The sequence below is a fragment of the Acinetobacter sp. CIP 102129 genome (assembly GCF_000368305.1).
Lineage (GTDB): Bacteria > Pseudomonadota > Gammaproteobacteria > Pseudomonadales > Moraxellaceae > Acinetobacter > Acinetobacter parvus.
Window position 1 is genome coordinate 301,817 of record NZ_KB849340.1, and the last position, 23,196, is coordinate 325,012.

General features: G+C 43.4%; 23 protein-coding genes and 2 pseudogenes. 15 read left to right on the plus strand and 10 right to left on the minus strand.

All coding sequences use genetic code 11. The annotated features are described in order from the left end of the window. Positions 1 to 7: 7 nt before the first annotated feature. The 6 genes from bfr to gmk all read right to left on the minus strand — a co-directional run bounded on the left by bfr (position 8) and on the right by gmk (position 5,162). Positions 8 to 472, minus strand: a complete 465-nt coding sequence (gene bfr / locus F973_RS05555; protein WP_004678753.1) for a heteropolymeric bacterioferritin subunit Bfr — start codon at positions 470 to 472, stop codon at positions 8 to 10. A gap of 465 nt (positions 473 to 937) precedes the next feature. Further along, positions 938 to 1,132 carry a bacterioferritin-associated ferredoxin gene (locus F973_RS05560; protein WP_004683388.1) on the minus strand — a complete coding sequence of 65 codons (195 nt, stop codon included), beginning with the start codon at positions 1,130 to 1,132 and terminating at the stop codon, positions 938 to 940. A 172-nt stretch (positions 1,133 to 1,304) separates the two neighbouring features. Next, positions 1,305 to 1,694, minus strand: coding sequence for a RidA family protein (locus F973_RS05565; RefSeq protein WP_004760542.1), 390 nt, complete (start codon positions 1,692 to 1,694; stop codon positions 1,305 to 1,307). Positions 1,695 to 1,857: 163 nt separating this feature from the next. After that, positions 1,858 to 3,966, minus strand: a complete 2,109-nt coding sequence (locus F973_RS05570; RefSeq protein ID WP_004760543.1) for a RelA/SpoT family protein — start codon at positions 3,964 to 3,966, stop codon at positions 1,858 to 1,860. Positions 3,967 to 4,173: 207 nt separating this feature from the next. Further along, positions 4,174 to 4,452 carry a DNA-directed RNA polymerase subunit omega gene (gene rpoZ / locus F973_RS05575; RefSeq protein ID WP_004678747.1) on the minus strand — a complete coding sequence of 93 codons (279 nt, stop codon included), beginning with the start codon at positions 4,450 to 4,452 and terminating at the stop codon, positions 4,174 to 4,176. 86 nt (positions 4,453 to 4,538) lie between these two features. Beyond that, on the minus strand, positions 4,539 to 5,162 hold the full coding sequence (gene gmk / locus F973_RS05580; RefSeq protein WP_004760545.1) for a guanylate kinase: 624 nt from the start codon (positions 5,160 to 5,162) through the stop codon (positions 4,539 to 4,541). 102 nt (positions 5,163 to 5,264) lie between these two features. Between gmk and ispH the strand changes: the two genes are divergently transcribed. The 12 genes from ispH (at position 5,265) to rplS (ending at position 16,824) form a co-directional block, all read left to right on the plus strand. Continuing rightward, positions 5,265 to 6,215 (plus strand): 4-hydroxy-3-methylbut-2-enyl diphosphate reductase, encoded by a 951-nt coding sequence (gene ispH, locus F973_RS05585; RefSeq protein WP_004760546.1) that lies wholly within the window; start codon positions 5,265 to 5,267, stop codon positions 6,213 to 6,215. A gap of 141 nt (positions 6,216 to 6,356) precedes the next feature. Beyond that, the gene (locus tag F973_RS05590) at positions 6,357 to 6,884 is read left to right on the plus strand and encodes a pilus assembly FimT family protein (RefSeq protein ID WP_004760547.1); all 528 of its coding nucleotides are present in this window, start codon (positions 6,357 to 6,359) and stop codon (positions 6,882 to 6,884) included. After that, positions 6,884 to 7,420: a type IV pilus modification protein PilV gene (pilV, locus tag F973_RS05595; RefSeq protein WP_004760549.1), complete on the plus strand. Its 537-nt coding sequence runs from the start codon at positions 6,884 to 6,886 to the stop codon at positions 7,418 to 7,420. The genes F973_RS05590 and pilV overlap by 1 nt, the downstream gene beginning before the upstream one ends. After that, a complete protein-coding gene (locus F973_RS05600; protein WP_004760551.1) occupies positions 7,420 to 8,418 on the plus strand; it encodes a PilW family protein in 999 nt (332 codons plus the stop codon). Before pilV ends, F973_RS05600 begins: the two co-directional genes overlap by 1 nt. Next, positions 8,418 to 9,254, plus strand: coding sequence for a pilus assembly PilX family protein (locus F973_RS05605; RefSeq protein WP_004760553.1), 837 nt, complete (start codon positions 8,418 to 8,420; stop codon positions 9,252 to 9,254). Before F973_RS05600 ends, F973_RS05605 begins: the two co-directional genes overlap by 1 nt. Positions 9,255 to 9,269: 15 nt before the next feature. Beyond that, positions 9,270 to 13,427, plus strand: coding sequence for a PilC/PilY family type IV pilus protein (locus F973_RS05610; protein WP_004760555.1), 4,158 nt, complete (start codon positions 9,270 to 9,272; stop codon positions 13,425 to 13,427). Beyond that, positions 13,415 to 13,981: a type IV pilin protein gene (locus F973_RS05615; RefSeq protein WP_004760556.1), complete on the plus strand. Its 567-nt coding sequence runs from the start codon at positions 13,415 to 13,417 to the stop codon at positions 13,979 to 13,981. The genes F973_RS05610 and F973_RS05615 overlap by 13 nt, the downstream gene beginning before the upstream one ends. Continuing rightward, positions 13,954 to 14,436 carry a type IV pilin protein gene (locus tag F973_RS05620; protein WP_051062108.1) on the plus strand — a complete coding sequence of 161 codons (483 nt, stop codon included), beginning with the start codon at positions 13,954 to 13,956 and terminating at the stop codon, positions 14,434 to 14,436. The genes F973_RS05615 and F973_RS05620 overlap by 28 nt, the downstream gene beginning before the upstream one ends. Before the next feature lie 209 nt (positions 14,437 to 14,645). Further along, positions 14,646 to 14,903, plus strand: coding sequence for a 30S ribosomal protein S16 (gene rpsP, locus F973_RS05625; protein ID WP_004678724.1), 258 nt, complete (start codon positions 14,646 to 14,648; stop codon positions 14,901 to 14,903). A gap of 19 nt (positions 14,904 to 14,922) precedes the next feature. Beyond that, on the plus strand, positions 14,923 to 15,471 hold the full coding sequence (gene rimM / locus F973_RS05630; RefSeq protein WP_004760559.1) for a ribosome maturation factor RimM: 549 nt from the start codon (positions 14,923 to 14,925) through the stop codon (positions 15,469 to 15,471). A 45-nt stretch (positions 15,472 to 15,516) separates the two neighbouring features. Next, on the plus strand, positions 15,517 to 16,257 hold the full coding sequence (gene trmD, locus F973_RS05635; RefSeq protein WP_004760560.1) for a tRNA (guanosine(37)-N1)-methyltransferase TrmD: 741 nt from the start codon (positions 15,517 to 15,519) through the stop codon (positions 16,255 to 16,257). Between the two features lie 195 nt (positions 16,258 to 16,452). Then, entirely contained in the window at positions 16,453 to 16,824 is a 372-nt protein-coding gene (gene rplS, locus F973_RS05640; protein ID WP_004660214.1) for a 50S ribosomal protein L19, read from the plus strand. 58 nt (positions 16,825 to 16,882) lie between these two features. Here rplS and F973_RS05645 read toward each other — a convergent pair whose 3' ends face one another. Together F973_RS05645 and F973_RS05650 are read right to left on the minus strand one after the other, a co-directional pair. Then, positions 16,883 to 17,857 carry a lipase family alpha/beta hydrolase gene (locus tag F973_RS05645; protein ID WP_004760561.1) on the minus strand — a complete coding sequence of 325 codons (975 nt, stop codon included), beginning with the start codon at positions 17,855 to 17,857 and terminating at the stop codon, positions 16,883 to 16,885. Between the two features lie 106 nt (positions 17,858 to 17,963). Further along, the gene (locus F973_RS05650) at positions 17,964 to 19,007 is read right to left on the minus strand and encodes a lipase secretion chaperone (RefSeq protein ID WP_004760562.1); all 1,044 of its coding nucleotides are present in this window, start codon (positions 19,005 to 19,007) and stop codon (positions 17,964 to 17,966) included. Between the two features lie 137 nt (positions 19,008 to 19,144). Here F973_RS05650 and truB point away from each other — a divergent pair, with 137 nt between their 5' ends. From truB to F973_RS05665, 3 genes and pseudogenes are all read left to right on the plus strand, one after another. Further along, positions 19,145 to 20,050: a tRNA pseudouridine(55) synthase TruB gene (gene truB, locus F973_RS05655; protein ID WP_004760563.1), complete on the plus strand. Its 906-nt coding sequence runs from the start codon at positions 19,145 to 19,147 to the stop codon at positions 20,048 to 20,050. 117 nt (positions 20,051 to 20,167) lie between these two features. Then, a complete protein-coding gene (locus tag F973_RS05660; RefSeq protein ID WP_034432355.1) occupies positions 20,168 to 21,226 on the plus strand; it encodes an RNA-guided endonuclease InsQ/TnpB family protein in 1,059 nt (352 codons plus the stop codon). A 13-nt stretch (positions 21,227 to 21,239) separates the two neighbouring features. Then, positions 21,240 to 21,530: pseudogene (locus tag F973_RS05665) on the plus strand (hemerythrin domain-containing protein); the annotation flags it as partial. Positions 21,531 to 21,560: 30 nt separating this feature from the next. Here F973_RS05665 and F973_RS05670 read toward each other — a convergent pair. Together F973_RS05670 and F973_RS05675 are read right to left on the minus strand one after the other, a co-directional pair. Next, the gene (locus tag F973_RS05670) at positions 21,561 to 22,430 is read right to left on the minus strand and encodes an EamA family transporter (protein ID WP_004760566.1); all 870 of its coding nucleotides are present in this window, start codon (positions 22,428 to 22,430) and stop codon (positions 21,561 to 21,563) included. Further along, a pseudogene (locus tag F973_RS05675) lies at positions 22,427 to 23,164 on the minus strand (EamA family transporter); the annotation flags it as partial. The pseudogene F973_RS05675 and the gene F973_RS05670, both read right to left, overlap by 4 nt. Positions 23,165 to 23,196 lie beyond the last annotated feature (32 nt).

The following is a 23,196-nucleotide window of genomic DNA, read 5'->3' on the forward strand; positions in this document are numbered from 1 at the left end:
TGACTGTTTAAATCTGGCTTTGGATATAGTTTTCAATACCGACATTTTTAATGAGGTCGAGTTGGGTATCGAGCCAATCCCAATATTCTTCTTCTTTTTCTAATATTTCCTGTACCAAGTCACGGGTCACATAGTCCTGTTGAGCTTCTGCAAGTTCAACCGCCTGTTTAATTGCGGCTATATTTTCCTTAACCTTGCGAATGTCACAATTCAGAACTTCTTCTGTGTGCTGTCCGATATAAAGTTTGCCTAAGTGTTGCAGATTAGGTAAACCTTCAAGAAACAAGATGCGTTCAATAATCTTGTCCGCATGCTTCATTTGGCGAATGGACTCTTTATATTCGGCTGAACCCAATTGCGAGATTCCCCAATCATTAAACATGCGGGAATGTAAAAAATACTGGTTGATTGCAGTTAAATGGTGATAAAGCACCTGATTCAGTTGATTAATGACTTCACGATTGCCTTTCATTGCCCTTGCTCCAAAAACACCCATGCCTTTATTGAGGCAATTTATATGATTTTAATCAACAAATAATGATCTGGCGAGTGCTTTATAGAACAGCAAATGAAAATCACAATCAAAAACGTCCTGATATTATTATGATTTTTATCCGAATAGCCGTAAAACCTCGGGGTTTAGCCCGAGGATATAAGGCTGCAATCCGCTAGTCCCCCTTGTGGGGATTGGCTAGGATTGCTAAAAACATTTGAATCTAGTAATCCATGTGCTATGATAATTACGTTGTATATTTTTAGTCAGCAGACTGATACAACACGAAAAAAAACAGTTTTCCCCATTGTAATCCGTGCACTCTTTGCAATCCGAAAGGTAGGACTACATTGGAATAAGAAGCAGAGAACTATAGTATCTGTTTCGTGGCAGGACATTGCCATCTAGCAGTAGGAATCCCCGTCCTTTAGGTCGGGGAGGATGTCAAGCAGCAACAGAAATACGTGCGGCAATTTCAGCAAGCTCATCACTGATGATGTTGCGAGCTTCTGGAGCACAGCGACCACAGCAGGTGCCTAAGTCGAGTAAATCACGAATTTCACGATAGCTTTCAGCGCCATTTGCAACGGCATCCTTGATATCTTGGTCTGTGATTCCACGGCATAAACAGACATACATGGGAGTGATCCACAAATATTAATGCGATAATTGATATTATTGATAATTGTTATCGTTTGTCAATGAATTTCATTCTGGAAGTGGGATTATTATCATTGGGAATTTGAATAAAAAAATACCACCTGATCGGTAGTATTCTTTCTTTATTTTATCTATTTGATAAATATCGCATTTAATTCTGTGTTGGAATAATAACAATACCATCCATTTCGACTAATGCACCTTTAGGTAGGCTTGCCACACCAAGTGCAGCACGTGCTGGATAGGGTTGAGCAAAGTATTCACCCATGATCTGGTTTACAAGTTGAAAGTGGGAAAGATCTGTCAGGAAAATATTCAGTTTGGCAATGTCTGCCAGACTTCCGCCCGCAGCAGCGCAGACCGCTTTAAGGTTGTCAAATACTCGGCGAATCTGGGCTTCAATCCCTTCTACAAGTTCCATACTGTACGGGTCTAAACCAATCTGTCCTGAAAGGTAGAGCGTATTGCCAACCAGAATTGCCTGAGAATATGTTCCAATAGCAGCAGGGGCGTGTTCAGTATGAATAACTTGACGTAGCATTAAGCTCTCCTATGTCATTTTTTCTATCTTGTAACCCTGTGACTTTAACACAAAAGTATAGGTGCGAAACTGCTGAATACTGTGTAGTCGTTATTGTTTTTAAATTTTTATTTTGGCAAATCAGCTTCAATATTTCTCTAGTATATGTTTGCCTGGAAATACTTTAGCCGACTTTGGCAACATCAGCCTGAACAATAGGCATATTTAGGCGTTCAATACGTGGAAAGCCAAAATGCATGCGTAGATCACGAATGATTTGGGCAATCTGTTTACGGTTGCTGACCACAATATTTACGTAGGTTTTTTGATCATGGGAATCGACTGTTTCCACCCCGATTTTGGCTTTACGACATTGGTAGATCAACTCTGAAATCTGTTCATCATTCATGATCATATGGATGCAGAGATAGGCACTGAAACGTACATCATCCACCTCTTCAGACTGCCAATGCAGCGGCATGATATTTTCTGGATGCAGTTGTTGTTCATGCAGTAAATTACGACAGCGCGAGCGATGTACAATCAAGCCACGTCGAGATAAATGTCCCTGAATCGGGTCACCCAACACGGGATTGCAACAGTGTGCATATTTTACGTCAACCCCTTCGGTACCCAGAATCAGGCGGTCAGAGGCCTCATGGTGCTGTGAATGGTAATCCTGTGCAAACAGATGGTTTGCAACCAACTGTGGCAATAGATCGCCCACCGCAATCTGTTCAAACAAGGTGTCTTTATTACCCAAATGCCGCCATTCCAAAATATTAATCCAGTCAGTTTGGGAAAGGTCGTCAATTGAGCGATGGAATAGTTTTAACGCACGATTGAGTGCCTGTTGACCAACCAGACGCTGTTCGTCAATATCCTGTTCCCTCAGCATGTTTTGCAAGGCACGCCGTGCTTTCTGGGTATTAATGAAGCTCAGCCAGTCAGGGTTTGGGGTTGCCAGTACATCGGTAATGATTTCGATGACCTGACCACTATGCAGGGGAGTGGAGAGGGGGCGAATTTCACCATCAACCTTAGCACCTACCGCATGGTTACCCAGAAACAGGCTAGCAGAATAGGCAAAGTCCACCACAGTCGCACCTTGAGGCAGTTCATGCAATTGCCCATGTGGCGTGTATACCCAGATTTTTTCCTGATGCAGATAATCCAGCAAATCGCTAAATGTGGTTTTGGCACAGTCACTATCAATCAGGGTATTCAGATTCTGCATGGAGGCCTGAATGGCTGAACGACAAGCCTGAGGCGCATTTTCCCCCAGTACCACGCCAAAGCGGGCAGCCTTACGCATCAGTTCCGTCTGGATGGTCAATGAAAGGATGGTTTTTTCACCTTTCAGTTTGATCATTAAGGACTGGTTGCCACCAGGTAAAGGGCGGCGAATATGGTCTTCATATTGTAGAACTTGAAAGTTGTCTTTAAGCGCATCTACCAGACGGTCACAGTCTGCAATGCTTTGTAAAATAATTTCAAAGGCGTGGCTATGACTAAGTTCGTTTAGGTCAATCTCATTTTTTACAAAGTGGCGTAACAGTTCAATATTGTTGTTTTTCTTTTTAATACGACCTTTGATGTCATGGTTTTTTAACAAATTAGTTAATTTCTGTTCCCATACCGCCTGATATTCACAGCGTTTAGGCTTGGTTTCCAGCAATGCGGTTTGCACATCATTAAACATGTCCAGATCAAGATTTTGATAACACAGATGTTCCAGGTTGTCCGCCATTTCATTCATACCGACAAGGCGGGCCATAGGTACAAAAATATCAAAGGTTTCCTGTGCAATGCGTGCGCGCTTATCTGGGCGCAACGCACCCAATGTGGTCATATTATGATAACGGTCGGCGAGTTTAATAATAATGACACGTGGGTCCTGTAAGGTGGCCTGCAGAATTTTTCGAAAAGAGGCTGCCTTGTTATATTCCTTGTCACTGGAATGGCTGAGCTTGGTCACACCATCAACTAGTTCCGCAACCACAGTCCCAAACTTCTGGCCAATTTCTTCTTTGGAGAATTCCGTGTCTTCAATCACATCATGTAACAAGGCTGCCATGAGCGTATCCGCATCAAGACGCATATGTGCCAGAATACAGCTGACAGCAATCGGATGCAGAACGTAGGGTTCTCCACTTTTACGGGTGATGCCACTATGCGCTAAATCGGCAAAATCACAGGCAGCAAGCACGTGTTGAACATCACTATCCTTAAGATAGGCATCAATAATCACTTTAAGTTGTTGCTTGGCTTGGCTGACCTCTTCGCCTGGCATAAAACACCTTTTTTGATATGAATTAGAATAAAATGACACTAGTCTCTAATGAAAAGCATATTACTAAACTTGTCAATTTGTTCATTATAAAAACTCGTAAATTTTTCCAATGAAGCATATTGCTTTTATCAATATATAAAGCAGTTTTTTTCCAAAACAAAAAAGCCCAGTGTATTCACAGTGGGCTTTATGCAAAGCAAATTCGCTTTAGAAAGTGAAGCCTTCTAAATTTAATGAATTTGTAGACAATACCATATCAAGGTTTGAAGTCTGATAGTCCTGGTCGCGTTGTTTTAGAATCTCTTTAGTGACATGACCTACTGCAATTTCACGTAATGCAACCACGGTTGGTTTGTCATTATCCCATTCTACAGTTGGTTCAATACCTTGACGTGCCAATTGACGTGCACGTTTACTCGCCACCAGTACCAACTCGAAGCGGTTATCTACATGGTCTAAACAATCTTCAACGGTTACACGTGCCATAAGTTGTCTCGTCTGAACATCACAATTTAAAAGACTGAGTAGTATAAAAGGCTTTTATGCAAGACTCAAGCCATTCCCGATTAAAGTCAGTCGCGATTAAGCGTAATCAAGTTTGCGATGAGTTGTTGGTGGCGAGCGCTTTGCTGTGTGGTGACCAAGCGGTTGGCTGTGATGATCGCCTCCAAATCATGAACGGCCTTGTTAAAATCGTCATTAATAATCACGTAATCAAAATTGGCAAAATGACGCATATCTTCCACTGCACAGCTTAGACGATGTTCAATCACATCCACTGAGTCTGTACCACGGTTGGAAAGACGTTGTCTTAAATCGTACTGGGTTGGAGGGAGGATAAAAATTTGTTTTGATTCAGGAAAAAGCCGACGTACCTGTTCAGCACCCTGCCAGTCAATTTCCAGTAAAACATCGTGGCCTTGTTGTAATTGTTCTTTTACCTTAGCCTGAGACGTACCATAATAATTTCCGAATACTTCGGCGAACTCAATAAAACCGCCCTGTTCAACTTGGGCCAAAAATGTTTCAGTATCAGTAAAATGATAGTGAACACCGTCAAGCTCACCAGGACGTTGACTTCGTGTGGTGTGTGAGACAGAAACATGCAAGTTGCTGACACGATCGAGTAGGGCTTTAACCAAGGAGGTTTTGCCTGTTCCTGAGGCCGCAGAAACGACAAACAATAGACCCGACATGATATTTTTCCTGATATGATAAAATATCTTGGCTATTGTAGTGTAGCGTGCCATGAAACGAAATAGTTTGGCGTAAATATTCAGATGATGAGAGGGGATGTTATGGAAATTGTACTCGCCAATCCACGAGGTTTTTGTGCTGGTGTTGACCGTGCGATTGCCATCGTCAATCGTGCATTGGAATGTTTTAATCCACCCATTTATGTACGCCATGAAGTGGTGCACAACAAGTTTGTGGTGGATGACCTACGTCAGCGTGGTGCTGTTTTTGTAGATGAGCTTGATCAAGTTCCTGATGATTCAATTGTCATCTTTAGTGCACATGGTGTTTCCAAGGCTGTACAGCAGGAGGCGGATCGCCGTGGCTTAAAAGTGTTTGATGCAACCTGCCCACTTGTCACCAAGGTTCATATTGAAGTAACCAAGTACGCGCGTGAGGGCACCGAAGCCATTCTGATCGGGCATGAGGGGCACCCTGAAGTTGAAGGGACTATGGGGCAATATGATAAATCTGGTGGTGGAAAGATTTATCTGGTTGAAGATGAACAGGATGTTGAGGCCTTAATGGTGAGACATCCTGAAAAAGTGGCATTTGTGACCCAAACCACCCTGTCGATTGATGATACAGCCAAAGTAATTGATGCCCTAAGAACCAAGTTTCCAAAGATTCAGGGACCACGTAAAGATGATATCTGTTATGCAACACAGAATCGTCAGGATGCGGTACGTGACCTGGCGGAGAAATGTGATGTCGTATTGGTCGTGGGTTCGCCAAACTCATCCAATTCAAATCGTTTGCGTGAACTGGCTGAACGTATGGGTAAATCAGCTTATTTGGTCGATAATGCAGATGAACTTGAAAAAGATTGGTTTAAGCCAGACAGTAAAATTGGTGTGACAGCTGGTGCATCCGCACCTGAAATTCTCATCAAGCAGGTTATTCAGCGGTTACAGGATTGGGGTGCGACCCCTCCACAAGAGCTTCAAGGGCGAGAGGAAAATATTACGTTTAGTCTACCTAAAGAGTTACGGATACAAGTGACTCAGGCCTAATTTGTATAGAAAAATGTGAACTCAAAACGGATGGACGACACTCCATCCGTTTTTTTATGATGCTTATCTGCTTTGTATTGGTTCTGTAAAAAATAAATTTAATATAGAGTAAGGAATTTTAAAAGAGTTGGGTGCAGGGCGATGGGAACAAGTCGGGGATTCACCTTAATTGAATTGTTGGTGACGATTGCTGTATTGGCAATTATTGCAACCATGGCTGCGCCGTCGTTCGGAAATCTAATTTCTGAGCAAAAGTTAAATAGTTCGGCGCGAGAATTGGTGATGTCAATCAATCAGGCAAAATCACAAGCAGCGTTAAAGAAAACAACGGTAGCTTTATGTCTAAATAGAACAAATACAGACAATGATTTTACTAAAGGTGAGTGCGCGACGGCAATGATACCTGAGTATACAGCAACCAATCCAGGTCCTCCTGTGGTGTCTGCCTTAACAGCGGCTCAGAAGCAGGAAGTATTAAAAAGTCGTGTGATTTCAGTGCAAATTGACCCTGCGGTTGTGGTTGAGTCAACCAGTGCAACAGCGGTTTTGTTTAGTGATATTGGTAGTGCAGATTCTGCGTCAACTTTTGGTTTTTGCAAGTCAGGAAAGCAAAGAGCTGTTTCGGTCACAAGATTAGGAATTATCAGCCAAACTTCGGGGACATGCTAATGAAATTTAATCAATATCAACAAGGTGTGGGCTTGGTGGAGGTGTTGGTGGCACTTTTACTATTGGCTGTTGGTGTTTTGGGTTATAGCATCTTGCAAATTCGTGCTGTGGATGCCTCTAGTGAGGCCTTGTCGCGTTCGCAAGGGATGTTAATTGCACGCACGTTGGCTGAGAATATGCGGGCCAATCCAGCGGCGCAAACAAACTACCCAGCCGCAGTCCGTGGTTATACTAATATTACTGCTGCACCTACAGCACCCTCTCCATCATGTTCAAACAATTTATGTACACCAGCTCAAATGGCGCAGTTCGATGCATTTATGGCTGCTCGAGCTGCTTTTGATATTGGAATGAATATTACGATGACGAGTTGTCCGGGTGTTGGTTCGGCGCCGATTCAGCGGCAATGTATATATGCTGCTTGGGGAAATACGACTTTGAGTGCGACGAGTACAACAGCTGATGTAAGTAATTGCATGAATACATCGGGTGTTTATATTAATGGATCGAATTGTTTAATGATGGAGGCATATTAATGAAAACTCCATTTAAAAAGCATAAGGTTGGTTTTGGCTCGCAAGCGGGCTTTACGCTCATTGAATTAATGGTGGCTTTGGCACTGGGTTTATTGATTAGTGCTGCAGCAATACAACTTTTTCTTGGTGGGTTGTTAACATCTCGAATGCAGCAAGCAAATGCAGAGCTGCAAAATAGTGGTGTATTTGGTTTGGATTATGTGGCGCGAGATTTGCGCTTAGCCAATTATATTAATACTGATTTTCCCATATTAAACGAACAAACACCTTGGGGTGGCGTGGTGCTTACGGCAAGAACTGCAACAGTGACCAATGCAAATATTCCAATTCCTACTGGTGCACCTTTTATTGCGCCGGGCTTGTTGAGTCATAGTGTTGGTACAGGGGAGTCGGTGAGTTCAACTGCAAATGAATGGCAAGGTCTGTCGAATGTGAGTGTGGCAAGTGATCAGCTCACTATACAATTCGTTGCACCAAATGCAATGGTGAACTGTGAAGGTGCGAATGTTCAAGCGGGCGATTATGTGATTCAGCGCTATTTCGTACGCCGTGCTGTAGCAACTGCAACCACTGGTACAGATTACGGTTTAGCGTGCGATGCTAACACCCCAAATGCCACAGCTGTAGCAGAACCGACAACAATTGCTGGGTTTGGTGGAGCGGGTGAGTTGATTATGCCTCGGGTTGATCATTTTACCGTGCAATTGGGTGTGAGAAATGAAGCAGGTAATATGGCTTATTACACGATTAATCAATACCGCACAGCTGCCGCTGCTGCTCGTGCGGCGCTACCTCCTGCCGATCCTCCGCGTATTGTTTCGGTAAAAATGGCAGTGTTAGTGCGTTCTACCGACAACACACGCAATAACGATATAGATTTAACCCGAAGTATTAATATTCTGAATCAAAATGTCACATTAACAGACACGACTAATCGATTTGCACGACGTGTGTATAGCACGGCAGTGACGTTTAGAAATGGTTTGGGAGAAATGTAATGAGAGTTCAATCTACACTCCAACGCCAACAACGCGGTGCGACGCTTATTGTTGTTTTAATTATGTTATTGGTGATTACCATTGTTGGTGTTTTGGCTATTCGAGTGGCAATGACATCGCTAAATATTGCAACCAATAGTCAAATTGGCCAGTTGTTACTTCAAACTGGAGATACACCTACTAATATTTTGCTAAATCATAGCAGTTATAAAAACTTAACTTCGGTGATGAGTGTGGTGGGTAAGGCAATTAGTGATCAAAAAGACCCACTTGCTCAAGGCCGAGAATATGTTTTTTGTTATAAACCAACTGCTGCTTTGCAAGTGAACAGTGTTTTAGATATGACCGTACTTATTCCGCCAACAGCTATAGCTGCAGATGACACGAAAGCTACTGTGGACACTACTGAAACTAACCGTAGTGGCTTTTGTGATTTGGAACAAGACTTTGGTAGTGCGCGCGAAGCTGTAGTCACTCAAGTGGCTATTAAGTATATTGTAGGGCCAAATACGGATGCCGCACCAGGTTCGGACTTAGACCGTGGTACAGATGCGAGCGGCGGTTCCAATGTGCAACAAGGTAAGGTAGATGGTCGTGTGCGGGTAACCGCTACTGCGATTTTACCAAATTATTCGAGTGCCGATTTGGCAGATGTGCAACGTGAGTGTATTGGCAATGGAAGTGCGGCGGGATATATCAATGACAACGCTGATGCTGGGTTGCGCACTAAAAAAACTATGGCAGATTGTTTGACAGAATATGGCATACCTGTGAATACGCAAATTCAAGAAATTGATTTGAAAACGCGTTTTGTTCAGGTTAGTGCACCAACATAATTGGGGAGAATTAGGATGAAAAACCAAAGACCACAAAGTCCCAAAATAAATACTCACCAATATAAGTATGGTGCGTCATTTGCTTGGGCATTTACAGGAACATTGCTAGTTGCATCATCTGTCGCACAAGCGAGCGATATGCAGATTTATGCAGTGCCTACAGCGGGTAAAAAAACCATTGTGATGATGTTGGATACATCGGGTTCGATGGGGGGTACAGATACTGGGCAAACGGGTACTCGTTTAACTCGTTTAAAAGCGGGTATGAATGCTTTTTTAGATAGTAACGATGCTACTTTGTCGAATGTTAGTGTTGGTTTGGGGCATTACTCTTTGGGAGATAGGCGAGGGAAAATTTTAGTCCCTGCTGCACCATTGGGGGTTGTCGGCTCCGCACAACGTAGCACTTTAAGAACTGCGGTCGATGGGCTGACTGCAAGTGGTTATACTCCAACAGCACATGCTTATGCCGAAGCTGCGGCGTATTTAATGGGGACAACTACACGAAGTGAGGCGATAATAAAAAAAGATTTATATAAAAGAGTAACAACACAAGAGTTTGTGCGTTATGAATGTCAAAATAGTACACGACCTCATTTAAATCCAGACAATAATACTTGTTATCAGTACAATACGGGTTTTGGAGGAGGAAATCAAAGTGCCTCGGATGCTTATAGTTGTCCACCTGTGGGTGCCCCTGCATTCAGAAATATAGGCACGAGTTCTGGTACGAATAGGAAAAGATGCTATATAGATGGTCAAGTTAATGACAATAACCCATCGAGTAATTATCGTGCAGCAAATGTCTCTAAAGTTTGTACAAATAGTTCTTATCCGTATTTAAATGCATCGAACGATCTATGTTATCAATATCAGGGCTTTTCAGGAAATACAGCAACGCCTACGACAATCACGCAACCTATTGATACTTATTATCAATGTGTGAGTTGGCGAACTACAGATTTTCCTAATGGCGTTCAATATTGTGGGTCTGGAACTAATAGCCAACGTACCAGTACAAATGCAACTTACTGGACGAATTTAGGCTCGGTAGAGCCATCTGATTTTGCGGGCGACGGTACGGATACACAATCTGGCGTTATTTATTCTTATAGAAATGAAATTCAATTAGGTGCGAATGCCGATAGTGGTTTTGCTGATTCGGTTGCAAGTTCTAAGTCAGGTACAAACTATATTTCGCCATTGCCAGCAGCTGCGGATCGTGTAAGTTGCGATGGACAGGGTGTTTATATTTTGTCGGATGGTGAAGCAAATAGATCTTCTACCGCTCGTTCTACAGCTATTATGTCTGCTGCGCTTGGTAGCTCTGGCTCTGGCTTTAGTTGTCCTTCATCAGGGGGGCTAACTAATCTTGCGCCCGATGGGGAGTCTGCATGGCACTGTATGGGGGAGTTTGCTAAGAAACTATTTGATAGAACCACCAACCCTGCAGGAGTATCGATTCAAACCGCCTTTGTCGGTTTTGGTAATGACTTTAATGCTATGGCGCAGCCGCATGTACAACAAGCTTGTAAACTAAGCTCGCGTACCCAAGCGGACCGTAACGGTAATGACACTTGTTCACCTGGGCAACCAACTACGCATGCTCTAGCCAGTCCTGGTTATGGTAATGGTGGCTTCTTTACTACCCAAAGTGCACAAGGTGTAACAGCCAGTGTTATTGCTTTTATTAACAACTTAGGTGCAGCACCACTTGCGCCTTTAACGACAGGTGCAATTTCTGTACCTTCAGATGCCTTGAGCCCATCAGGTTTTCAGCCTTATGGTTATTTACGTGCTTTAGAGCCAGACCCACAAGGTGGTAAGTTGGTTTGGGCAGGTAACTTAAAACGCTATAAAGTATTGACCTCTGGTGCAAATGCTGGTGCATTTGGTGCAGCGGATGGCAGTACCCTAGTTTATAATACCGATGGTTCATTTAGAGCAGGTACCAAAGACCTGTGGAATAGTATCGCGGTGTATAACAATAGAAGTTATAACGACGGCGGTATTATTGGTTTAGGTGGTGCGTATTCTCGCTTACCAATGCCAATTAGCGGTCAGACCGAAAATTTAACTGTTAATCCTCCGCAATATGAGTTTGCAGCAGCGCCAGATGCACTGCGTAAACTCTATACAGATGTATCAGCAACTGGTGGTGCAACTTTAGCGGGTGCAAGCAATGGTGCAAACTTGTTGCGTATACCTGAAGGTCCTTTACCAACTACAGGTGTGCCAGCTTATGTGCTAGGTAAGTTTGGTAACCAAACCACTTTGCAAGACATGCCATTGTTGGCTAAGCAGAAATTATTGAACTATTTGGGTTATAGCGTACCTTTAAATTCAGCAGCAACAGCATTACCATCAACACTTGCGCTTTCGCCAGCACCACACGTGGCAATGGGTGGTAGTATTCATTCTTTCCCAGTGCAGTTGACTTATTCGGGTACTTTAGATGCTTCGGGTAATTTAACCAGCACCCGTAGTCAATCTATTTTATACGGTACGATGGAAGGCGGCTTGCATATTGTCGACAGCGAAACTGGTAAAGAGCAAATGGTGTTTGTACCAGCTGAATTGCTTCGTAATAGTGTTGCATCTAAAGCCTTAGTAAAAGGTGAGGCTGATATTAACGCGCCTCAAGCAGGTTTAGATGGTGCATGGGTTGCTGACTCTCTATATATTGCGCAAAAATCAAGTTCACCAAGCACCGACAGTGTGGTTAAAGCACGAAAAATGAATGTATATGGTGGCTTGCGTATGGGTGGCGAGAGCTATTATGGTTTAGATGTGCTTGACCCAGATACACCTAAATTCTTGTTTAGAGTGGGTCGAGATCAATCGGACTTTAGTCGTATGGGACAGTCTTGGTCTAAACCTGTGCTTGCCAACATTCGTTATAACAATGTTATTAAACGTGTGATGATTGTGGGCGGTGGCTATGACCAATGCTATGAAAACCCTCGTTTCAGCTTGGGTGCTACAGTTGCAAATACCGATTTCCCAGATGCGACCTGTAACAATAAATCCGAAGCGCAAGGTAATGCAGTATATGTAGTCGATGCTGATACCGGGGCGCGTTTGTGGTGGGCAAGTAGTACAGGAGCAAGCACAAATAACGCCAACATGACTCACAGTATTGTAAGTCGAATCAGTACGATTGACCGTGATGGTGATGGTTTGGTCGATCATCTGTACTTTGGTGATTTAGGCGGTCAAGTATTCCGTGCAGATTTAAACAACATTAGTGGTACAACCGCGGCGAACTTTGGTAAACGTGTTGTTCGCTTAGCAAATTTGGCAACAGATACTAATGGAACAGAACTTACGGATGGTAAAAACCCACGTTTTTATGAAGCCCCGACAGTGACAATCCATGATCAAGGTGCTACTACCTTTATGTTGATTGGTTTGGCATCGGGTAACCGTAGTACGCCATTAGATGTTACTCCTACAATAGGTCGTGATGGTATGTTGCCAAAGACCGCATTGAATGATCGTCTAGTCAATAATGTATATGGTGTGATTGATCGCGATTTCATTCGACGTGACTTGATTACGGGTACGCCAACCTTATCGACTCAAAACGTGGATTTGCAAACCATGCAAATAAATCCACAACTCTTAGCTGGTAACGTTCCTGATGTCTTTATTGGCACATCTCCCACCAAAAATGGTTGGTATCGTTCACTGTCTAGTAATAGTCTGGGAGTAGAGCGTACAGCAAATGGTTTCCGTGTTGCGGGTGGTATGAAAGCGTTCGAGGAACCGATTGCTTTAACAGGTAACTTGATTGTTCCGGTTTATGACCCACAAGGTACGGGTATTGCGCCACAAAACCCATGTTTGCCACGTGTAGTCGGGGAAACCAACCGTCAGCGTTATTGCCTACCATTTGGGGCATGTCTAACCACAACAGGTACTGTCAATACCACAGCAGATGCTGATACTGGTTTCCAAACTAAAACTATAGGCTGTCCAGATGGTGTGACCGAATGTAATGATAAAACACTAGGTAGCGGGATTGTAGGTATTACACCGGCACCAATCGAAGATTCTACCGCTGGATCATGTCCTGACTTTACTATCGCTGGGAATGAGAAAGGGGCTGGAAAATGGAAATGTGTTCCGACCATTAATCCAACTCGATGGTACGAAAGATGGAAAAAATAATTAAGCACTATACGTGCACAGTTTCTCCAACGGCTTGTAAAAGTCGTTTGGGGAAACCCCAGCTAGGTTTTACCTTAATTGAGCTGATGGTTGTGGTTGCGATTATTGCAATTATTGCGGCAATTGCATTTCCGAGTTATCAAGCATATACAAGGCGGTCGAGCGAGTCTTTGGCACAGCAAGAAATGCAAAAAATTGCTGAGCAATTAGAACGTCATAAAGCCAAAAATTTCACCTATAGAGATTTTGATCCGAACTTTATATATGACGTATCTGGTGCGATGACATCAGTGACGTTACCGAGAGGAGCTACTGGTTCTGCAATTAAATATACACTGACTATTCGGGATGCGGAAGATTCAACAAAGCTACTTACCGATACTGGAATACGAGCGCGTGGTTGGGCAATGAGAGCAACAGCTGCAGATGCAAGAAGCTATAATTTATTAATGACGAGTACGGGGTTACGTTGTAAAAATAAAACATCAGCTAACATTCAATTTAATACAACAACGAAAATGTGGGAATGTGGAGTGGGAGGCGAAAATTGGTAATATTAAATCAACGAGGCCTTACGCTTATAGAATTAATGATTGTCGTTGCGATTATCGGTATCTTAGCTGCTATTGCTTATCCAGCCTATGGGCAATATAAAGTCAGAGTTAATCGTGCAGATGCTCAAAAAGAAATGATGACTATTGCTCACCATTTAACAACTTATAAAATGGCGAATCAAACATTTGCTGGCCGTACTGCCATGAATATCTATGGTGCAACAACCATTCCTAGAACGAATCCTTTGTATGATATCGTACTAACCGATGTGGATGGTACAGCGTTAACTGGTACAGGTGCAAAAGTACGCACATGGTTGTTGGTGGCGACGCCAAGAGCTAGCACTGCACAAGCGGGAAATGGCGTTATTTGCCTAAATGATCAAGGTCAAAAATTTTGGGCAAAGGGTGCTACGGCGTGTACCTTGAATGCGACATCCAAATGGGACGATTGATAATTTAACTATTGAAAACAAAACCAAAGAGCATCATTAGATGCTCTTTTTACTTTTAGGTCTTATAAATTCAAAACTGCGGATAAATCAAAAAATAGACTTTCCATCAAAACAAAAATAACGTAGAATATCGCCCTCTATGAAAGGGGTTTGAAGTGTTGCCGATGGTCGGTGCAGGGATAATCCGTAAAAATTATAAGGTTGTTCTCATGGTTGTTATTCGTTTAGCGCGCGGTGGTGCAAAAAAACGTCCATTCTATCAAATCGTTGTGACTGATAGCCGCAATGCCCGTGATGGTCGTTTCATCGAACGTATTGGTTTCTTTAACCCAACTGCACAAGGTCAGGCGGAAAAAGTTCGTTTAGATGCTGACCGTTTTGCACACTGGATTTCACAAGGTGCTCAACCTTCTGAGCGTGTTGCTTCTTTAGCTGCTCAAGCTAAAAAAGCTGCGACTACTGCATAAGTATTGTAGTAGGTAGCCCATGACACCAACACAGAATGTACCCGAAGATCGTATTCAGATTGGACAGTTACGTTCAGCTTATGGACTAAATGGGTGGCTCTGGGTTTACTCCAATACTGAACCCATGAGCAATATATTTGACTACCTCCCTTGGTACATTGAGACCAAGGCAGGTTGGCAAACCATAGATGTAAAACGTTGGAAACCACATGGCAAAGGTCTGGTTGTTTCGCTAAAGGGTGTGAGTGATCGTACTGGTGCGGAAAACCTGGTAGGCGCCAATATCTGGATTGCCAAATCACAGCTTCCAAAAGCAGATGTAGACGAGTACTACTGGTCTGATCTTAAAGGCTTAACCGTGTTAGGTCTTGATGATGATGAACAAGAAGTGAATCTCGGTCAAATCTTTGAGCTTTTTGAAACCGGTGCCAACGATGTCATGGTAGTCAAAGCAACTGCTGACAGTGTTGATGCTGAAGAACGAATGATTCCGTGGCATAAAGATGTGGTACAGCGTGTTGATCTTGAAGCTGGTCGCATTTACGTCAATTGGGGCGTAGATTACTAACTCTTTAGAGGATGGTAGCGCAGCAGGAAAATAAAGGAGTCTGCGGTGTTTTTTGCAGTCATCACATTGTTTCCTGAAATGTTTGAAGCGATTACGGCATATGGCATTAGCGGAAGAGCTACAAAAAAAGATATTGTGCAAGTCACTTGCATAAATCCAAGAGATTTTGCAGAGGGTAACTACAAACGGGTGGACGAACGTCCTTTCGGTGGTGGTCCTGGTATGGTGATGATGGCAGAGCCGTTGGCAAAAGCAATTATCCATGCTAAACAACTTGCAACACAAGCAGGCTGTGTTCATGCCCCAGTGGTGTATATGTCACCGCAAGGTAAAACTTTAAATGAACAGGCAGTACAACAATTCGTTGATTATGATGGTTTGATTGTATTGTGTGGGCGTTATGAAGGGGTCGATGAACGTTTAATCCAGCATTATGTTGATCAAGAATGGTCAATTGGGGATTACGTTTTATCGGGTGGTGAACTTCCTGCCATGGTATTGCTGGACAGCATTATTCGTCGATTGCCAAATGTCATGTCTGACGAGCAATCTGCGATCCAAGATTCTTTTGTAGATGGTCTGCTTGATTGTCCACAATATACCAAGCCAGACCATTTCGAGGGGTTAGATGTGCCTGAGGTACTTAAATCAGGACATCATGCCAATATCGAAAAATGGCGTTTTTTGCAGCGTTATCAGCGTACTTTGGACCGTCGACCAGAGTTGGTGGAAAAATTCGAGTTGAGCAAGCAGCAAAAAAAATGGCTACAAAATTCGCAGGATTAAACCTATATCGGTTGATTCTTGCACCAGACGAGAAGCTTCGCTTCGAGTTCTACTTAAACCTGGTTTAAGTTAAAAATAGGCTCTTTAAGGCAATTTTGTCTTAAAGGGAAAGTTAAACGGGAGATATGCGCCTTAGCCTCTATTCCCAGCGGTGTAAGAGACCTCTTCTCTCCCGCACATATTGGAGATTCCACAATGAGTGGTAAACATCCTTTAGTTCAAGCTGTTGAAAATGCACAGTTAAAAACTGATATCCCTGCTTTTGCTCCTGGTGACACTGTTATCGTTCAAGTAAAAGTAAAAGAGGGTGACCGTGAGCGTCTTCAGGCGTTTGAAGGTGTTGTAATCGCGAAGAAAAATCGTGGTTTGAACTCTGCTTTCACAGTTCGTAAAATTTCTAGCGGTGTTGGTGTTGAGCGTGTTTTCCAAACTCACTCTCCAATCGTTGCTAAAATCGAAGTGAAACGTCGTGGTGACGTTCGTCGTGCTAAACTTTACTACCTACGCGAGTTGTCTGGTAAAGCTGCACGTATTCGTGAAAAGTTACCAGCTCGTAAACAAGGTTAATTTTAACTTTGTTGTAAAGCAAAAAAATGCGCCTTTGGCGCATTTTTTTATGTCTGCTCTATAGTCCTTGTAATTTTAGTCGATTGGCATGTTGACGATAAATATCAATTGGATCAGGTGCAAACAGTGATTTCAAACCTAAAACCTGATTGACTTCATCAGCATGGTTCCAAGGCAGGTTGTCCCGCACCGTCTTACCAAACTTGGCACTGCAACGGCTGACCATACCATCATTGTCACCCTTGATGTCAACAATCAGGCTCGTTCCTGTAAACAATGGATCAAGTGGATCAAGGATGTTGGTCAGTGCCTGTGTGCCAGAGAATGAATACATATAAATGCCTTTATCCTGATAAGTGCCCTCACCACAGGCTGTGGTTGGTACACCCATTGGGAATCGAGTGTTAAATGCCGTTGAGCCCTCAACCGAGATGCTGCGTCCTGCCGCCATCGCGTTATGTGGATAGCTTTTAGCATCAAGTCCTTGTGCCCAGGTGATTGCACCAGAGAAAAAGTTGACAATAGCCGCGCCAGCAGTACCTAATCCCGTGCCATCTACTTTCATGATCAGGCTGGCGACAGGCGAGCCTTTATGGGTACCACTGACACTGGTGAGTGACGCCACTTTACTCGGCATGACGCCTGCAACATAGCGAATGGTTGGGCCGCCCTGACTGTGACCAATCAGGTTGACCTTTTGCTGTCCTGTAATGGCAAGGATTTCCTCAACCTGCTGTACTAGCTGTTCACCACGAATTTCATTTGAGTTAAAAGGTGAAAGTCGTGTTGCCCAGACATTTGCACCATTACGAGCAAGATCAGGTAGGATTTGATGCCAATAATCAACGCCTAAAGGATCACTTCCAACGCGTGAGAAACCTGCCACCCCATGTACAAAAACAATGGGATACTTGGTTTTGGCATAGCTGGAGAGCACAAATCTTTCCTTGACTTGGGTGGCGTTGGAAGCGTAGCTGGCTGATGCACTGATTGCCATAATGGATACGGCAAGATAGCGAATAAGTTTTTGCATGATATTACTCTCAATTTTTGTTTTTCATATGGGTCTTCATGTTCTTGCGAACTGACATTGCATCCGTGCTAAATCGCATTATTTCAATGTCTTGTATTGGGTGTTGCTAGTTGCTAAAGGGTAAGGGGCCTCCTTGGTCATAAACCGTTTCAAATGTTTGTAGACGTTGCTGTTCCTGTGCGGACTGGAACTGTTGCTGTTTGAGCTGTTGAATGGCCTGATCTTTGGCCGATGCACTCATATTGCTGTCCACAATGGTCTTGCGCTCATCCAGATAGGACTGTACGCGTTGTTTCCAGTCTGAGCGTTGCTGGTCCAGTTGTTCCAGACGTTGGGTGGCAGCCTCGCCAACCAGGTTGACCCGCATATCCCGCAATTCCTGTGCTGAACCATTTCTGGCCTTGATCTGTTCAGTTAAGGAACGTAAATCTTCCAGTTTGGACAAATCCTTGAGGTTTTCCTGCCAATCTTGGGGAAGTTGGTCAAAGCGCTGTTGTAGCTGCTTGGCCTTGTTGACAGCATCCAGGTTTTTATTTTCTAAAATGCGCATACGGTCAAGCGTGTATTGCTGGTAGATGTCCTCTGTACCAAACAGGCCCTCAATTTCAACTTGAGAAAAGAAGCGCTGCTTTAGGTCATGCATTGCATCGAAGATTGCCTGAAAATAGCCATAACTTTCCTGAGCAGGCTGATTCATCTGCAATTTGCTCAGTTGTTCCCGATAGCTCAAATAACGTGACCATAATTCCTGAATCTGCTGCTGCTCCGATGCCTGAAAACCTTTGGCAACATAGCGCTGAAAACTCTGGCGGATTTCATCAATATTTCGTTCGCCATATTGGGAAATGAAATATTCAAAGCAGTCTCGGGTCAGCGCATTCACAACTAATTTTTGCGATGCATTAAACTGTAGTTTGCAGTTGATTTCAGTATCCATTTGGCTTGTGCTGTTAAAAGCTGCGTCACTTGCATGTGCTTGGCCTGAATTATCTGAATGGTCTGCTGAATTAAAGGTGTTGCTGGATTGACCAGTTGATTCGAGCTGTGGCTGCTGATCTTGAGGGTATAACCAGTACACAACACTCAGCATTGAAACTGAAATGATCAAGAAGCTACATAATAAGAATATTTTTTTTCTAATTTTATTCATTCAGCATAATCCATTTGCTTTAAATTTCAAAAACGAAAATAAATTTATCATATTTGTTGCTTTTTTAAGCACGTAATTTTTAAAAATCCGATGAATAGTTTTGATAAGATACCGCTTTATAGTTTGACCTTTCATTTATGAAAAAAAGTTCTTATCGCCATCTGAGTGGTGTTTTCTTATTAAATAAGCCCTTAGGTTTAAGTTCCAATTCCGCACTTCAAAAAGTCCGCCGTCTTTTTAATGCGCAAAAGGCAGGACATACAGGAGCCCTGGACCCGCTTGCAACAGGCCTGTTACCGATCTGTTTGGGTGAGGCGACCAAGTTTTCACATTATTTGCTGGATTCAACCAAGCGTTATCAAACCACGGTGAAGCTGGGGCAAACCACCACCACAGGCGATGCTGAGGGTGAGATTCTCCAGCAGAGAGAGACGCCTGCATTAACGGCGGAAAGAATTGAACAGGTATTGGCACAATTTCGTGGTGACATTCAGCAAGTGCCACCGATGTATTCAGCCCTGAAACGTGATGGTCGCCCTTTGTATGAGTTAGCGCGTCAGGGGATTGAAATTGAACGTGAAGCGCGTCCAGTCACGATTTATGAATTAACCCTGATCGATTTTACTGAAGACAGTTTGACTCTGGACGTGACCTGTTCCAAGGGAACCTATATCCGTGTTTTGGGGGAGGATATTGGTGAAGCTTTGGGCTGCGGTGGACATTTAACAAAATTACATCGTACTCAAACAGGGCATTTTGAGATTAATCCAGACTATAGCATTGAATATCTGGAAAGCCTGACTCTGGAACAGCGTGATGCATTATTACTACCTGTTTATGCACCTGTTGAGCATTTTCCCAAAGTACAGTTACCCGAGGGCCGTGAAAAGTATTTTTGCAACGGTCAGGAAAGCAATATTGAGCATGAGGCGGCGGCTGAGGTGCTGGTATTTGATGGCGAACGCTGTCTGGGTCTGGCGGAAATCACCGATAAAAAACGCCTTGTACCAAAACGCCTGTTGAATTTATCCATTGGATCGTAAAACCTCGGGGTTTAGCCCGAGGATATAAGCGACTGGCGTAAGCCATACGACATGAAATGTCGTTTTAAATACTTTTGCTATAATCACTATTAAGAAAAATACGGTTAAAATAATTGTATGAAGACACTCAAATTACGCATAAAAGACAAACATTGCAAGGTGCTAAATCAAATGGCATCTGAGGTGAATTTTGTTTGGAATTACGTGAATGATTTGTGTTTTAAGCATCTACAACGAAAACAACAATTCTTTTCAGCATACGACATTGCCAAATACACAAAAGGCACATCGAAAGAATGTAACTTGCACAGCCAAACGATTCAGGCAGTCACAGAAGAATTAGTGACAAGACGCAAGCAATTCAAAAAAGCAAAACTGAAATGGCGAGTCAGCAATAAAAAATCAGCTAGGCGTTCATTGGGCTGGATACCGTTCAAGAAAGTAGCAATCAAATATGCTGATGGATATGTTCAATACGGCAAGCATCAATTCAAACTATGGGACAGCTACGGACTAAGCAAATACAATGTTAAAACAGGCTCGTTTGTAGAGGATAGTCGTGGGCGTTGGTATGTCTGTCTTGTAGTTGATTCAATTAAAACAGAGAAAACCAGCGCTAAAACCTCAATTGGTATAGATTTGGGATTAAAAGACTTAGCTACTTGTTCAGATGGTATAAAGCTCAAAGCTTCTAAAATCTATCGACAATACGAACAAAAACTTGGCATAGCTCAACGTGCGAGAAATAAAAAGCGCGTCAAAGCGATTCACGCCAAGATTAAAAATATACGTCAAAACATGTTGCATCAATTCAGTCATAAACTGGTGAATGACCATGCAGCAATCTTCATTGGCAATGTGAATGCCAAAGCACTAGCACGGACTAAATTAGCTAAGTCTGTATTAGATGCCAGTTGGACAACACTAAGAACCATGCTCAAGTATAAATGCGAGAACGCAGGGGTATGTTATGAAGAAGTCAATGAATCGTATACCACCCAAACGTGTTCGTGCTGTGGCTCACGCTGTAGTAGTCCGAAAGGTAGGACAGGTCTTGGAATAAGAGAATGGCAGTGCATGGAGTGCGGTACGCTCCATGATCGGGATGTAAATTCCGCACTGAATATTCTTGCGCTCGGACATGAGCGTCTAGCAGTAGGAATCCCCGTCCTTTAGGTCGGGGAGGATGTCAAATATCCCCTTAATGTTTAATGATGTGGGGCTGGACATTACACGGCATGCACTGGCTGAGCACCATGAAATGGATGAACTGGTGGAGAAACTTGAGGAAACCGACATGAGTAATCCAGGCTGGCTTGCCATCGCCAAACAGCTCAGTGAAAAAGTCCATCATCATTTAAAAGAGGAAGAACACAAGTTTTTCCAGCAGGCGGGAAAAATCCTGGAAGATGCCGAAAAAGAAATTTTGGCCAAAAAATATCTTGCTGAATACCACAAATACAAAACCGTAGAAGCTTAATATTTCAATGAGGGAGAGAGAACAGCGTCATCATGCTGATGCTGCTGTTTTCTCCCCACGTAAGGTGACGCCAATAGAGGCAATCATAATACAGCTCAATGCCACCCATTGAATCAGGCTAATCTGTTCATGCAGTAAAAACAGTCCTGCCAATGCTGCCAGTGCGGGTGCAAGACTGGACAAGGTGCCATAACTGAGTTTGCTCAATTGTTTCAGTGCCATCAAATCCAGCGCATAGGGAATGGCGGTTGCCAATAATGCAATGAGCAGTGCCTTGCCCCAGTATTGGGTATCCAGCAAAGCGGGTGCATTATTCCACAAACCAAAAGGCAGTAAAGTGAGGGCGGATAGGCCAATGGCAATGGTCAGCGCATGCATGCCAATATTTTGCTGAACCACACGGTGCCCGAAATAGATGTACAGGGCCCAAAAGAAACCAGCCCCGAGTGCGCATGCCGCGCCGAGATAGGAAAAGTTTTGGGCATTGGCATCATGCCACGGCACCATCAGGGCAATCCCTAAAATCGCAAAAGCCACCCAGATATAATCGCTACGCTGTTTAATGGAAAGCAGGGCCAGACCCAAGGGTCCAATAAATTCCAGCCCCACAGCAATTCCCTGTGGCAATTTTCCTAAAGAACTGTAGAACAGGATGTTCATACAGCCTAAAGACGCACTGTAAAGTAACAAGTCTCGCCATTTGAGCTGTTTAAGTCTGGATAAAATCCTCCATGAACGGAACATGACCGCAACCAGAACCGTGGCGAAACAGAGCCTTAAAATCGTGACGGTCAATGGATCAAGGGTTGCAATCAACTGTTTGGCAAATGAGGCACTGATCTGGTAGGCCACCATGGATAAAACCATGTACAGCACGGCAAGCAATTGGAGATTTTTCATAGGGCCTCTTTTTGCTGACGGGCATGCTGGGTGGTCACGGTGCAGCCAATGGATGCAATGATAATGGTCATCAAGGCCAGCCATTGATTCCACAGTAATGTTTCACCCAGAAAAATAAATCCAGACAAGGCTGCCACAGCAGGTTCCAGACTCATTAGGGTTCCAAAGCTGAGAGGTGTTAAATTGCGCAGCGCGATCATCTCTAATGAAAATGGTAGGGCACTGGCTAAAATTGCCAGTCCAATAAAATAATATAAATTTGGCAGTTCAAACACATGCCCGATTGCACCAGAGAAAGCCGCGAAAGGCAGCAAGCATAACATGCCAATACTCATCCCCAAACAAACGGTATGATTGCCAGAAATGCCAGAGGGCTTTTGCCCTGCAATGATATAAAATGCCCAGCATGCACCTGCACAGACCGCAAACAATACACCGATTAAATCTAGATGTTGTTGTGCTTGTTGTAGAGGAAATAGCAATATCAAGCCTAGAATGGCACAGCCCACCCAGAGAAAATCATAGCGCTGTCGTGCATGAAATAGTGCAACACTTAAAGGGCCGATAAACTCAAAGGCAACCGCTAAGCCCAAAGGTAAACGCTCTAGTGATAAATAAAACAAGGCATTCATTCCAGCAAGGGCCATGCCGTAGCTGAGGATTGCTTTCCAGCGTACATTGCTGAAATTGATCTTCCAGATTTTAAAGATGACAGCCAAAATCATTGCGCCCATAAAAAAGCCACAGCTTAAACTGTGGCCTTTCC

Excerpts from the sequence above, each read along its gene's own strand:
- bfr (WP_004678753.1), bottom strand. The coding sequence starts at position 472 with ATGAAAGGCAATCGTGAAGTCATTAATCAACTGAATCAGGTGCTTTAT.
- F973_RS05560 (WP_004683388.1), bottom strand. The coding sequence starts at position 1,132 with ATGTATGTCTGTTTATGCCGTGGAATCACAGACCAAGATATCAAGGAT.
- F973_RS05565 (WP_004760542.1), bottom strand. The coding sequence starts at position 1,694 with ATGCTACGTCAAGTTATTCATACTGAACACGCCCCTGCTGCTATTGGA.
- F973_RS05570 (WP_004760543.1), bottom strand. The coding sequence starts at position 3,966 with ATGCCAGGCGAAGAGGTCAGCCAAGCCAAGCAACAACTTAAAGTGATT.
- rpoZ (WP_004678747.1), bottom strand. The coding sequence starts at position 4,452 with ATGGCACGTGTAACCGTTGAAGATTGTTTAGACCATGTAGATAACCGC.
- gmk (WP_004760545.1), bottom strand. The coding sequence starts at position 5,162 with ATGTCGGGTCTATTGTTTGTCGTTTCTGCGGCCTCAGGAACAGGCAAA.
- ispH (WP_004760546.1), top strand. The coding sequence starts at position 5,265 with ATGGAAATTGTACTCGCCAATCCACGAGGTTTTTGTGCTGGTGTTGAC.
- F973_RS05590 (WP_004760547.1), top strand. The coding sequence starts at position 6,357 with ATGGGAACAAGTCGGGGATTCACCTTAATTGAATTGTTGGTGACGATT.
- pilV (WP_004760549.1), top strand. The coding sequence starts at position 6,884 with ATGAAATTTAATCAATATCAACAAGGTGTGGGCTTGGTGGAGGTGTTG.
- F973_RS05600 (WP_004760551.1), top strand. The coding sequence starts at position 7,420 with ATGAAAACTCCATTTAAAAAGCATAAGGTTGGTTTTGGCTCGCAAGCG.
- F973_RS05605 (WP_004760553.1), top strand. The coding sequence starts at position 8,418 with ATGAGAGTTCAATCTACACTCCAACGCCAACAACGCGGTGCGACGCTT.
- F973_RS05610 (WP_004760555.1), top strand. The coding sequence starts at position 9,270 with ATGAAAAACCAAAGACCACAAAGTCCCAAAATAAATACTCACCAATAT.
- F973_RS05615 (WP_004760556.1), top strand. The coding sequence starts at position 13,415 with ATGGAAAAAATAATTAAGCACTATACGTGCACAGTTTCTCCAACGGCT.
- F973_RS05620 (WP_051062108.1), top strand. The coding sequence starts at position 13,954 with ATGTGGAGTGGGAGGCGAAAATTGGTAATATTAAATCAACGAGGCCTT.
- rpsP (WP_004678724.1), top strand. The coding sequence starts at position 14,646 with ATGGTTGTTATTCGTTTAGCGCGCGGTGGTGCAAAAAAACGTCCATTC.
- rimM (WP_004760559.1), top strand. The coding sequence starts at position 14,923 with ATGACACCAACACAGAATGTACCCGAAGATCGTATTCAGATTGGACAG.
- rplS (WP_004660214.1), top strand. The coding sequence starts at position 16,453 with ATGAGTGGTAAACATCCTTTAGTTCAAGCTGTTGAAAATGCACAGTTA.
- F973_RS05645 (WP_004760561.1), bottom strand. The coding sequence starts at position 17,857 with ATGCAAAAACTTATTCGCTATCTTGCCGTATCCATTATGGCAATCAGT.
- F973_RS05650 (WP_004760562.1), bottom strand. The coding sequence starts at position 19,007 with ATGAATAAAATTAGAAAAAAAATATTCTTATTATGTAGCTTCTTGATC.
- truB (WP_004760563.1), top strand. The coding sequence starts at position 19,145 with ATGAAAAAAAGTTCTTATCGCCATCTGAGTGGTGTTTTCTTATTAAAT.
- F973_RS05660 (WP_034432355.1), top strand. The coding sequence starts at position 20,168 with ATGAAGACACTCAAATTACGCATAAAAGACAAACATTGCAAGGTGCTA.
- F973_RS05670 (WP_004760566.1), bottom strand. The coding sequence starts at position 22,430 with ATGAAAAATCTCCAATTGCTTGCCGTGCTGTACATGGTTTTATCCATG.